The 12,224-nt window shown below is 69.0% G+C and carries 7 protein-coding genes; 4 read left to right on the forward strand and 3 right to left on the reverse strand.

The window, feature by feature from the left end; genetic code table 11:
- Positions 1–772 precede the first annotated feature (772 nt).
- From QQZ11_RS04055 to QQZ11_RS04065, 3 genes are all read left to right on the forward strand, one after another.
- Positions 773–1,336, forward strand: coding sequence for a WhiB family transcriptional regulator (locus tag QQZ11_RS04055; RefSeq protein WP_022909151.1), 564 nt, complete (start codon positions 773–775; stop codon positions 1,334–1,336).
- Between the two features lie 124 nt (positions 1,337–1,460).
- Positions 1,461–7,016: an ATP-binding protein gene (locus QQZ11_RS04060; RefSeq protein WP_284548823.1), complete on the forward strand. Its 5,556-nt coding sequence runs from the start codon at positions 1,461–1,463 to the stop codon at positions 7,014–7,016.
- Positions 7,017–7,113: 97 nt separating this feature from the next.
- Positions 7,114–7,899 (forward strand): Cof-type HAD-IIB family hydrolase, encoded by a 786-nt coding sequence (locus QQZ11_RS04065; protein ID WP_022909149.1) that lies wholly within the window; start codon positions 7,114–7,116, stop codon positions 7,897–7,899.
- A gap of 3 nt (positions 7,900–7,902) precedes the next feature.
- On the opposite strand, the gene serS is transcribed toward QQZ11_RS04065, so the two are convergent.
- Together serS and QQZ11_RS04075 are read right to left on the reverse strand one after the other, a co-directional pair.
- The gene (gene serS / locus QQZ11_RS04070) at positions 7,903–9,177 is read right to left on the reverse strand and encodes a serine--tRNA ligase (protein WP_284548824.1); all 1,275 of its coding nucleotides are present in this window, start codon (positions 9,175–9,177) and stop codon (positions 7,903–7,905) included.
- Positions 9,178–9,200: 23 nt separating this feature from the next.
- Positions 9,201–9,554, reverse strand: a complete 354-nt coding sequence (locus QQZ11_RS04075; RefSeq protein WP_022909147.1) for a YciI family protein — start codon at positions 9,552–9,554, stop codon at positions 9,201–9,203.
- 108 nt (positions 9,555–9,662) lie between these two features.
- On the opposite strand from QQZ11_RS04075, the gene QQZ11_RS04080 reads away from it, so the two are divergent.
- Complete coding sequence (locus QQZ11_RS04080) at positions 9,663–11,222, forward strand: diacylglycerol kinase family protein (RefSeq protein ID WP_284548826.1); 1,560 nt, start codon at positions 9,663–9,665, stop codon at positions 11,220–11,222.
- A 96-nt stretch (positions 11,223–11,318) separates the two neighbouring features.
- On the opposite strand, the gene pheA is transcribed toward QQZ11_RS04080, so the two are convergent.
- Entirely contained in the window at positions 11,319–12,221 is a 903-nt protein-coding gene (gene pheA / locus QQZ11_RS04085; protein ID WP_022909145.1) for a prephenate dehydratase, read from the reverse strand.
- Positions 12,222–12,224: the final 3 nt, after the last annotated feature.

The following is a 12,224-nucleotide window of genomic DNA, read 5'->3' on the forward strand; positions in this document are numbered from 1 at the left end:
GTGGTGGGATGGTCCGTGGTTGACATCACATCGGTGTGACGTCGCCCCTCGGCGACGTCGCCGACCAGCATCCAGAGGTCGCCACCGCGGCAGAGGAGCACACGACGGCGTCAGACCCTCCCCCCAAGGACACAATGACGGTATGGGTCTCGACGATCCGCGCGATTCTGAACGGAACCGAGATTTCCACGCCAGTTCATTGTTGGGAATGCATTCCCTCACCCTCACCCGCACCGCGGGGACTGTCAAGCGATGGGGAAGAACTGCCCGTGGGCAGCACGTCCGAGCCCATGCCGGGGCCGTCCGCCGCCCGTCAAAGCCCACGAACATGGAGGTCTGGCCCTGAATCGTGTCGCGCGTCAGACGTCTACGACAAGACGTAGCAGAAGGGCAGTCGTTCAACGCGATCAAACAGAGCCGTCCGTTCATGCAGCATTCATGCCGACCGAGTCCTGGCCGCACCTCCACGCCATTGGTTCACGGCTGCAGAATTCAGCATTGAAGCAATATAAGTAGCGGTACTCAGTGCCACTTGTGCACCTACTCAGACGGTCTGGGCAAGGGCGCACAGAGAAGTTGAGTCACGCACGTCACCGCTAGCCATGGCCGGTTCGGGCGCCCTCTGCAAGGGTTGAACCCGGGCACTTTCCGGGGGAACCGGAGGGCCAATGGATTCGTCACACGAGGCATTGAACGCCCATGGAAGAAAGATCTGTCCCACTGAGCATCGCCCACGCTGGGGTCAGGTCAGGGAAAGAAAGTTGGACCACTGATGAGCACCACCGCGATCACCGCCCCCGCCTGCGCGACCATGCCCAAGGTCTTCCAGCACCCCCTCCTCGAGGACGGGACCGTCACCGGGGCCGAGGCCCGCAAGCAGCAGAACCTGCTGATCCGCCGGGCGGAACGTGCCTGCGCGGCTTGCCCCCTGATGGCCGACTGCCTCTACACAGCAGTCGTCGACCACGATGTGGCCGGGTTCGTCGCTGGTACCACCCAACGGCAGCGGGCAGAGATCCGTGCCCGACTCGGCGTCCGAGTGGCAGCCCAGGACCTCGACACCCTGGCCGGCGTCACCACCCCCAATCGGCAGATCGACCACGAAGAGGTCATCCGGCTCCGCAATGCCAACCCGTACGAATCGCTCGACTCGATCGCGCGTCGACTCGGCTGCTCGCTCTCCACGGTCAAGCGGCACCTGCGCAAGGCTCGCGCCGCCGACGCGCCCGAGCCGACAGCCACGCTGCAGTCGGTGAGGCCCTCGGTCGAGCAGGTGCTCCAAGCCCACCGTGACGTCGTGGAGCGCTCGAACCGGCGCGAGCGATCCGCCGCCTGACCGAGCCGGATTTGTGGGAACCCCACAAAATCCGTCGGTGAAGTCCTGAGCGAGCATCCCACCCCCGACACCCACTTGGCCGTAGCGTCAGGGTGACCCATTCGCCCATCCTCAGGACGTACCCATGGCCTCGACCCCTGCCTCGCCCACGCGGCTTCGTCGCATCGCCGTCGTCAACCGTGGAGAAGCGGCGGTCCGCCTCATCCGTGCGGTACGCGACCTGAACGCCGACCGGTTGGACGAGGCACCCATCCAGGTGATCGCCCTGCACACCGAGGGCGAGTCGAACGCCATGTTCGTCCGCGAGAGCGACGTCTCCTACAACCTGGGACCGGCCTCGGAGCGCCCCTACCTGAACCACGCACTGCTCGAGCAGGCACTGCTCGCCACCGGCGCGGACGCAGTCTGGGTGGGCTGGGGATTCGTCGCCGAGGACCCTGCCTTCGCTGAACTGTGCGAACGACTGGGCGTGACCTTCATCGGCCCGAGCGGGGCCGCCATGCGGCAACTGGGCGACAAGATCGGCTCCAAGCTCATCGCCGAGGAGGTCGGTGTCCCGGTCGCGCCTTGGAGCCGCGGCGAGGTGCACACCCTCGACGAGGCTCTGGATGTCGCCCACCGGATCGGTTACCCGCTGATGCTCAAGGCGACCGCCGGCGGCGGTGGTCGCGGTATCCAGAAGGTGGTCGACGACGCGAGCCTGAGCGACGTCTTCGACCGGGTTCGGGGAGAGGCCGAGCGGGCCTTCGGTTCGGGGGTGGTCTTCCTCGAGAGCCTGGTGAGCGGCGCCCGCCACGTCGAGGTGCAGGTGATCAGCGACGGCGAGACCGCCTGGGCGCTGGGCGTGCGTGACTGCACCGTGCAGCGGCGCAACCAGAAGATCATCGAGGAGTCGTCCTCCCCCCTGCTGAGCGGCGAGCGGGTCGCCGACGTCAAGACCAGCGCCGAGCGACTCGCCCTGCGGGTCGGCTACCGCGGCGCCTGCACCGTCGAGTTCCTCTACCAACCCGACCAGGACGCCTTCGCCTTCCTCGAGGTCAACACCCGACTGCAGGTGGAGCACCCGATCACCGAGCTGACCACGGGCACCGATCTGGTGAAGTTGCAGATCCACGTCGCCCAGGGCGGGCGTCTCGAAGGCGATCGTCCCGCCGAACTGGGCCATGCCGTCGAGGCCCGCCTCAACGCCGAGGACCCCGACCGCGACTTCGCGCCCGCCCCGGGACGCATCCAACACCTGCACCTGCCCCAGGGCCCGGGCATCCGGGTCGACTCGGGAGTCGAGCAGGGCGACACGATCCCGGCAGACTTCGACTCGATGATCGCCAAGGTGATCGCCTACGGATCGTCCCGCCGTGAGGCGCTGGCCCGTTTGCGCCGCGCAATGGCCGACACCTCCGTGGTGATCGACGGAGGCACCACCAACAAGAGTTTCGTGCTCGACCTGCTGCGCCACCCCGAGGTGACCGACGGGTCAGGCCCCGAGGGCTGGGCCGACACCGGCTGGATCGACCGGGTGCGCGCCGAGGGTGGTCTGCAGCAGACCGCCCACTCCGGGGCCGCCCTCGTGGTGGCCACCATCGAGGCCTACCTGGCCGCCGAGGAGATCGAGCGGGCCCGCTTCCTCGACACGGCGCGACGGGGTCGTCCGTTGGCCAACCACGACCTGGAACGCCCGATCGAACTGAAGCTGCGTGGGGTCACCCATGTGGTCCGTGCGCTGCGGGTCGGACGGCACGAGTTCCAGGTGACCATCGGAACCGACGCGGCGGCCCAATCGGTGCTGGCCCGTTTCGACCGGCTCGACGAGTTCAACGCCCGGCTCACGCTCGGCGACCGGGTGCACCGGGTGCTGCTGGGCGCACCGGGCCCGGTGCAGATGATCGAGATCGACGGCCAGACCCACCGGGTCAGCCGGGACGAGGGCGGCGTGTTGCGCTCGCAGGCGCCGGCCCTGGTCGTGGCCACCCCCGTCCAGGAGGGCGACCTGGTCGCTGCCGGCGACCGCGTGCTGGTGCTCGAGTCGATGAAGATGGAGACGATCATCGCGGCCCCCTTCGCTGCCCGCGTGCGTGAGGTGATGGTGCGCGCCGGCACCCAGGTCGAGACCGGTGCCCCCTTGGCTCGCCTCGAGCCGTTGCAGGACCAGCCGGAGGCCGACGAGGAGGAGTCCAGCATCGACCTGGAACTCCCCGAGGCTGCCCAACAGGCCAGCCAGGAACAGTTGCTCGACTCCCTGCGCAACGTGGTGCTGGGGTACGACGCCGACCAGGGCGACCCCGGAACCCTGCTGCGCACCTACCTGGACGGTCGCACCGACGACCCCGAGACGTTGGCCCGTGAGGCCGTGCTGCTCGAGGTGTTCGCCGACGTGGCGGAACTGCACCGCAACAAGCCGAGCAACGGACGTGCCACCGACGAGCGCGACCAGGAGGCCTTCTCGGACTCCCGGGTGCACACCTCGCGGGAGTTCTTCCAGCGCTACCTGCGCAGCCTCGACGTCGAGCGGGAGAAGTTGCCCGGCACCTTCGCCCGCCGACTCTCGACGGTGCTCGCCCACTACGGGGTCGACGACCTCGAGCAGGGCGACGAGCTCAGCGAGGCCGTCTTCCGACTGTTCCTCGTGCAGCAGCGTTGGTCACCGGCACTGGCCGTGGCCACCGGCATCCTGCGCGCCTGGAGCCGCTCGAACCGACCCCGTCCCTCGACCAGGGCGACCCTCGACCGACTGGTGCTGGCCACCCAGGTTCGCTTCCCCGCCATCGGTGACCTGGCCCGCTCCATCCGCTTCCGCTGGTTCGACAAGCCGATGGTCGACGCCGAGCAGTCGGCGGCGCTGGCCCAGGTGCCCGAACTCCTGGGACACCTCGACGCCCTCCCCCACGGCCCTGCCCGCAGGGTCGTGGCCGACGAACTGGTGGCCGCCCCCGACCGACTGGTGGGCTTCCTGACCACCGACCCGGCACAGCGGGTGACGGCCGAACAGCCCCTGCTCGGCATCCTGGCCCTGCGCCACTACAACGCCATGCAGCTCACCGACCTCAACGAGAAGGTCGTGCAGATGCACGCGGTCGCCACCGCCAGCTTCGTGGCTGACGGCGACCCGATCTGGCTCGTCTCGATGGTGGCGACGCTCGACGAGTTGACCCCCGACGGTGAGTTGGCCGACCTGCTGGCTGCCGAGGTGGCGGCCCGTCCGGCCGGTCACCAGGCCGTCGTCGACCTGTATCTCACCTGCGAACGTGGCGACGACGGCGACCCCCTCGCCGACCAACTGCGGGCGACACTGGCCGACCTGCCCGTCATGCGCGACCTGCGCCGCATCGCCATCGCGGTACTGCCCATGCGCAGCGGCCAGGTGGGCTCGTACACGTTCCGGTTGAGCTCCTCGGGCAGCCCGGACGAGCCGGGTGAGGTGGTCGAGGACCGCCTCGAGCGCGGGGTGCACCCTATGGTCGCCCGTCGACTCAACCTGTGGCGACTGTCGAACTTCGACCTGACCCGCATCGAGACCCCCGGCAACCTGCTGCTGCTCGACGCCGTCGCCAAGTCGAACCCCGCCGACGAGCGCCTGTTCGCCCTCACCCAGGTGCGCCGGTTGTCGCTGGTGCGCGACGAGGACGGTCAGATCTCTGCACTCCCCCACCTGGAGCGAGCCCTGATCACCGCAGTCGAGGCCATCCGCCGCGCCCGCGCCGACCTGGCTCCCAAGCAACTCGACCACAACCACGTGTGGATCCACGTGTGGGGCGAGTTCGACGTCGACCTGCGCAACCTCGGACGCATCGAACAACAGCTCGCACCGTTGACCGCCGACGCCGGCATCACCGAGGTACGCATCCAGTCGCTGGTGACCCGCCCCGGTTCCAGCGAACCGGTGCCCACGGTCGTCCGCTTCTCGCACCAGCCCGGTTTCGGGGTGCGGTTCCAGATCGAGGATCCCACCACCGACCCGGTCGCCGAGATCAGCCGCTACGACGAACTGGTGCTCCGAGCCCGCCGCCGTGGCCTGGTCTACCCCTACGAGTTGTTCGGGTTGGTCGCCAGCTCACGCGGCCGCGCCGTCGAACTCGACCTGGACGAGTCGGGTCGCCTCGTCCCCGTTGACCGCGCACCCGGACGGAACACCGCGGGCATCGTCGTCGCCGACGTCTCGACGCCGACCGCCGTGCACCCGGACGGTGTGCGTCGGATCGTGCTGTTCGGTGACCCGCTGAAGTCGTTGGGATCGATCAGCGCACCCGAGGCCGACCGGATCGTCGCTGCCCTCGACCTCGCCGAGCAGTTGCAGGTACCCGTCGACTGGTTCACGCTCAGTTCGGGGGCGCGGATCTCGATGGATTCCGGCACCGAGAACATGGACGCGGTGGCCTTCGCCCTCAAGCGGATCGTGGAGTTCACCCAGGACGGCGGCGAGATCAACGTGGTCGTGGCCGGCATCAACGTCGGCGCCCAGCCGTACTGGAACGCCGAGGCGACCATGCTGATGCACACCAAGGGCATCCTGGTGATGACCCCCGACTCGGCCATGGTGCTGACGGGCAAGCAGTCACTCGACTTCTCCGGTGGCGTCAGCGCCGAGGACAACTTCGGGCTGGGCGGCTACGACCGGATCATGGGTCCCAACGGTGAGGCGCAGTACTGGGCGCCCGACCTGGCTGCCGCGCAGAGCGTGCTGATGCGCCACCACGAACACGCCTGGGTCGCACCCGGCGAACCGGGGCCCCGGGTGATCGAGACCAACGACCCGGACGACCGCGACATCTCGTCGACCCCCCACGAACTGGAGGGCAGCGACTTCGCCACCGTCGGCGAGATCTTCTCGGTGGAGAAGAACGCGCAGCGCAAGAAGCCGTTCGACATCCGCACGGTGATGAGGGCCTTGGCCGACAGCGACCACGAACCCCTGGAGCGGTGGGCCGGCATGGCCGACGCCGACACCGCAGTGGTGCACGACACCACCATCGGCGGCATGCCGGTGCAGTTGGTCGGCATCGAGTCCAAGGCGATCCCCCGCGCTGGCTTCCTCCCTGCCGACGGTCCCGACCAGTTCACGGCCGGCACCCTGTTCCCGCAGTCCTCGAAGAAGACCGCACGGGCCATCAACTCGGCCTCGGGCAATCGTCCGTTGGTCGTGTTGGCGAACCTGTCGGGCTTCGACGGGTCGCCCGAGAGCCTGCGCCACCTGCAGTTGGAGTACGGCGCCGAGATCGGCCGGGCGATGGTCAACTTCCGTGGACCGATCATCTTCGTGGTCATCTCCCGATACCACGGTGGGGCCTTCGTGGTCTTCTCGAAGGCGCTCAACCCCAACATGACGGTGTTGGCGCTCGAGGGTTCCTACGCGTCGGTGCTCGGTGGCGCCCCGGCCGCAGCCGTCGTCTTCTCCCGTGACGTCGCCAAGCGGGTCGAGGACGATCCCCGCATCGTCGACCTGCGCACCCGGCTCGAGTGCGCCCGCGACGAGGAGCGCTCCCTGCTGCAGGCCGAGCTCAGCGAACTGCGCCAGACGGTGCGGGCCGACATGATCTCGATCGTCGGTCAGGAGTTCGACGCGGTGCACTCCATCGAGCGAGCCGTGCAGGTCGGCTCGGTCGACGAGATCGTGTCGGTGGCGAGGCTTCGTCCCCGGATCATCGAGATCCTGCGGGCGGCCGCGAAGAAGGCGGCTGGCCGGTAGTCGCGCGGAGCGTTGACATGGGCGTGTCACCCAAAGTTCGGGTCCGGGCCACACGGGCCGATGTGGTGCATGCCGCAACGACTGGCAGGCTGGGTCCATGAGCTTCCGCCCCCGCCTTGTCGCCCTCGACATCGACGGCACCCTGCTGTCCCATGACGGTGTGCTGCCCGACCCGGTCAGGGAGGCGGTCGGGCGCGTGGTCGACGCCGGCGTTCCCGTCGTGCTCGCCACCGGACGAGGCTGGTTCTCGACCGAGCCGGTCGTCCACCAACTCGGGCTCCCCCGCGGCGTCCACGTCAGTTCCAACGGGGCGGTGGTCGTGCACTACCCACCCTTCGACCTGCGCGTCGTGCAGACCTTCGACCCGGGGCCCGTGATCCGGCGGGTCAACGAACTGGCGCCCAACGCGGCCATCGCCGTCGAGGTGATCGGCACCGGTTACCGCATCACCAAGCCCTTTCCCGACGGGGACCTGCAGGGCGAGATGATCATCGAGTCGGTGGAACAGCTGTGCGCCGAGCCCGCCAGCCGCGTGGTGATCCGCGACCCCGATGCCCCCATCGAGGAGTTCGAGGAGTTGGCCCAACACGTGGGCCTGCACGGGGTCAGCTACGCCATCGGCTGGTCGACCTGGCTCGACATCGCGCCGCTGGGCGTCAACAAGGCCTCGGGCCTGGCGCAGGTGGCCGACGACCTGGGTGTCGACCGCGCAGACGTGCTCGCCATCGGTGACGGGTTCAACGACCTCGAGATGCTGCAGTGGGCCGGGCGCGGGGTCGCCATGGGCAACGCCCCCACCGGCGTGCACGAGGTCGCCGACGACGTCACCGGCGACTTCGACGACCACGGCACCGCCGCAGAGCTCGATCGCTGGTTCGGCTGACGCTCAGTTCGGGGGCGTGAGGAATTCCTTGCCACCGAAGTACGGACGAAGAGCCTGCGGCACCCGCACCGAACCGTCGGCCTGTTGGTGGTTCTCGAGGATCATGATGATCGGACGAGCCATCGAGCACAGCGTGCCGTTGAGCGTGGCCACCGGCCCCACCCCGTGCTCGTCCCGGGAGCGGATGTTGAGCCGGCGGGCCTGGAAGTCGGTGCAGTTGGAGGCCGAGGTGATCTCGCGGTAGCGGTTCTGGCTCGGCACCCAGCCGTAGCAGTCGTACTTGCGGGCAGCCGACAACCCCAGGTCCCCGGCGGCCACGTCCAGCACCTGGAAGGGGATCTCGAGCAGCTGGATGAACTCCTTCTCGAACCCCAGCAACTTCTGGTGCCACTCCTCGGCGTCCTCGGGCCGGCAGTGTACGAACATCTCCACCTTGTCGAACCAGTGCACCCGGAAGATGCCACGGGTGTCCTTGCCGTAGGAACCGGCTTCGCGCCGGTAACAGGGGCTGAAGGCCACGTACTGCAGCGGCAGCGAGCCCCGGTCGAGGATCTCGTCGGAGTGGTAGGCGGCCAGGGCCACCTCGGACGTACCGACCAGGTACAGGTCGTCCGCCTCGAGCCGGTACACGTCCTGGGCGGCCTGCCCCAGGAACCCGGTGCCCTCCATCGCCTCGGGCTTCACCAGGGCCGGCGGGATCATCGGCGTGAAGCCCCATTCCGCGGCCTTCTGCATGGCCAGGTTGAGCAGGGCCAACTCCAACTGGGCGCCCACCCCGGTCAGGAAGTAGAAGCGGCTGCCGGAGACCTTGGCACCGCGCTCCATGTCGATGGCCTTGAGCCGCTCACCGATGGCGAGGTGGTCCTCGGGCTCGAAGCCCTCGGCGGCGAAGTCACGGGGAGTGCCGACGGTCTCGAGCAGTACGCCGTCGTCCTCCCCCCCGGTCGGAACGCCGTCGATCACCAGGTTGCCGATCTGGCGGATGAGTTCGTCATATCGGGCTCCGGCAAGGTCGGCGTCGACCTGCGCCTGCTTGACCTCGCCGGCCAGTTGCCTGGTTCGCGCCAGGAGGGCGGCCTTCTCGTCGCCGGAGGCGCGAGCGACCTGCTTGCCGAGGTCCTTCTGTTCGGCACGCAGCGCCTCGAACCCACCGATACCCGCGCGTCGTCCCTCGTCCGCGTCGATCAGCTCGTCAACGATCTCGACCGACTCGCCGCGGGCGATCTGGGAGCGACGGATGCGGTCGGGGTCGGTGCGCAGCAGCTTCGGGTCGATCATGGCCTCAGCCTATCGGCCACCGCTCACTCGGGCATGCCGGGAAAACGGTGCACCTCCTGCGGCCAGTCGAGGGCGACGGCCAGTCGTCCGGCCCAGTCTCGGGCGGCCTCGTCGTCGGGGACGTCGATGACCGTGAACCCGCCCAGGTGCTCCTTGGTCTCGACGAAGGGGCCGTCGGTGAAGACCGGTTGGCCCTCGCGGGCCTCGACCGAGAACAGGGCAGTGGAGGCGTCGATGCCTCCGTTGCCGAACACGAACACCCCCGCCTGCTCCATCTCGTCGAGCACGGCCAGGGACCGGTCGCGCTTGTCGATGAGCTGGTCGTGCGTGTGCGGGGGCACCCACTCGTCATTGAACGCGATCAGGTACTGGGGCATGACAGGTTCCTCTCGTGTGCGACGGTCGGGTGCCGCCTCACCTGGTCCACGGATGGGGTGGCACCCATTCGACACCGTTGGCGGGTGCGCTCTCGCTAGGCTCGCGCCATGGCACCGCGTCCCCACCCCGTGCGACTCGCTGCGTGGACGAGTCTGGGGTTCGGCGTCGCCTTCGCCGTCTTCACGTGGTTGACCCTGCGCACCACCGTGCTGGCCCCCTTGGACGCCGACCACTTCACCGTGCAACCAGGAACCTGGTGGGCCGAGGCCGCAACCGCGATCGCGTTCGTCACCCAGCCGGTCGTGGTGATGCCGCTGCTCACGATCGCCCTCGGCTGGTGGGCCCTGCGGGCCAATCTGCGTCGGTTCGGCACCGCCGTGGTGGTGGCGGCCTCCGTGGGCTGGCTGGTGGACCAACTCTTCAAACGGGTGCTGCACCGACCTCGTCCGCCCAACGACTTCTCCGAGTTGTCGACCGACCGGGGCTGGGCCTATCCGTCCGGGCACGTGCTCGCCTTCACCGTCGCGGCCATCCTGGTCTCGGTGGCGGTCACCATCGCCCGCCGCAAGCGCCGAACCCAGGTGCTGGTGCGGGTGCTGGCGGTGCTCACGGTGGTGGCGATCGGGGTCAACCGATGGCTGCTCGCGGCGCACCACACCACCGATCTCGTGGGCGCGGTGTTGTTGGGCGCCTGTCTGACCTCGCTGTCGCTGTGGGTCTGCGGGGTGCACGTCGACCCTCGCTGGGCGCTGGCACCACCGGCGGTCGAGGGGCCGCTGCCGCGGTGCGCGGTGATCGTCAATCCCGCCAAGGTGCTCGACCTGGCCACCTTCCGCAGGGTGCTCACCCGAGAACTCGCTGCCCGGGGCTGGGCTGAGCCGCTGTGGTTCGAGACGTCGGTGGCCGACCCGGGTCACCAGATGGCGCGCGACGCCATCGCGGCGAAGGCTGACCTGGTGCTGGCGGCCGGCGGTGACGGCACCGTCCGGATCGTCGCCGGGGAACTCGCGGGCAGTGGGGTGCCGCTCGCCCTCATCCCCAGTGGCACGGCGAACCTGCTGGCCCACAACCTCGGGGTCCCCACCGACCTGGACGCCGCCCTCGCCCTGGCCCTGGACGGTCGTCCCAGCGCCATTGACCTGCTGAAGGTCACCGTTGACGGACGAGCCGGGCAGTCCGAGCACGTCGCTGTCATGGCCGGGCTCGGCATCGACGGACTGGTGATGGCCTCCACCGATCCGCGCCTCAAGCGCACCGTGAAGTCGGTCGCCTATGCCGTCGCCATCGCCCAGAACCTGCTGACCCCGCCGGTCCAGGCCACGGTCACCCTCGATGGGCACGTCATCCACGAGGGGCCGGCCACCCTGATGCTGGTCGGCAACGTCGGCGAGGTGCAGTCGGGGCTGTCGCTGTTCCCCGAGGCGGACCCGTCCGACGGCCTGCTCGACGTGGTCGTGACGGCACCCCGCAACGTCGGGGAGTGGTTCGCCTACGGGGTGGGTGTGCTGCTCAGGCGACGGCACAAGGTACTGATGCGCCAAGGGCGCCACCTGCGTTTCGACGTGGCCGAACCCCTGCCCTACGAACTCGACGGCGACACCATCGACCAGGCACGCAGCTTCGAGGCCCGGATCGAGCCCGGCTGTCTGCTGATCGTTCGCCCCTGATCGTCTGGGCGGCACCCGCAAACTTCACCTTCTCGCGCAAACTTCACGCTCATGGCCATGCAGTGTGACCAAGAGGTGAGTTTGCCGGCGGTGGGGTCAGGCGCCCAGGCCCTCCAGCCAGGCCTTGGCGGCCTCGTGCTCGGCGTCCGAGGTGCCCCGCGCCAGCGAGGGCTGGGCACGGTCGGCACGCGGGTACGAACCGAGGAAGATGACGTCCTTGCACACCCGCTTCAACCCGAGCAGGGCCTCGGACATGCGTGCGTCCCTCAGGTGGCCGTCGGCGTCGATCGAGAAGCAGTACGAGCCGAGCGTGGTCTTGGTGGGCCTCGACTCGATGCGCGAGAGGTTGATGCCGCGGGTGGCGAACTGTTCGAGGATCTCGAGCAGGGCGCCCGGGTGGTCCTCGTGCATGTAGGCCACCAGGGTCGTCTTGTCGGCGCCCGTGCGTTCCTGCACCTGCCCGCGGCGGGCCACCAGCACGAACCGGGTCACCGCCGAGGTGTTGTCGGCGATGGCGTCGGCGGCCAGCTCGAGCCCGTACATCTCGCCCGCGACGTGCGCGCACACGGCGGCGTCGTACTTGGACGAGGGATCCGACACCTCCTGGGCCGCACCGGCAGTCGAGCCGCCCTCGGTGACGATGGCACCGGGCAGGTTCGTCCGCAACCAGTCGCGGCACTGGGCCGCGGCGTGGGGGTGGGTGAGCACCCGCCGCACCTCCGTCAGCGGGGTGCCCGGACGGACGAACAGCCCGAACTGAACGGGCAGCAGCACCTCACGGACGATCCACAGCGAGCCGATGGAGGCAAGCGTGTCGAGGGTGGCCGACACCCCTCCCTCGACCGAGTTCTCGATGGGCACCAGCGCCGCTGACACCTCACCGACCGCGGCGGCGTCGAGGGCTGCCCCCACGGTCGCGAAGGGGATGCCATCACCCTGGTCGAGGCTCAGCAGTGCCTGGTGGGTGAAGGTTCCGGCGGGGCCGAAGTATCCGAGCATGGC

The organism is Aestuariimicrobium sp. T2.26MG-19.2B, assembly GCF_950101875.1.
In the GTDB taxonomy this organism is placed as follows: Bacteria; Actinomycetota; Actinomycetes; order Propionibacteriales; family Propionibacteriaceae; genus Aestuariimicrobium; species Aestuariimicrobium kwangyangense.

What these genes read in the sequence shown, in the direction of transcription:
- QQZ11_RS04065 (WP_022909149.1), top strand. Translation starts at nt 7,114, where the DNA reads ATGAGCTTCCGCCCCCGCCTTGTCGCCCTCGACATCGACGGCACCCTG.
- QQZ11_RS04075 (WP_022909147.1), bottom strand. Translation starts at nt 9,554, where the DNA reads ATGCCCCAGTACCTGATCGCGTTCAATGACGAGTGGGTGCCCCCGCAC.
- QQZ11_RS04055 (WP_022909151.1), top strand. Translation starts at nt 773, where the DNA reads ATGAGCACCACCGCGATCACCGCCCCCGCCTGCGCGACCATGCCCAAG.
- QQZ11_RS04080 (WP_284548826.1), top strand. Translation starts at nt 9,663, where the DNA reads ATGGCACCGCGTCCCCACCCCGTGCGACTCGCTGCGTGGACGAGTCTG.
- serS (WP_284548824.1), bottom strand. Translation starts at nt 9,177, where the DNA reads ATGATCGACCCGAAGCTGCTGCGCACCGACCCCGACCGCATCCGTCGC.
- QQZ11_RS04060 (WP_284548823.1), top strand. Translation starts at nt 1,461, where the DNA reads ATGGCCTCGACCCCTGCCTCGCCCACGCGGCTTCGTCGCATCGCCGTC.
- pheA (WP_022909145.1), bottom strand. Translation starts at nt 12,221, where the DNA reads ATGCTCGGATACTTCGGCCCCGCCGGAACCTTCACCCACCAGGCACTG.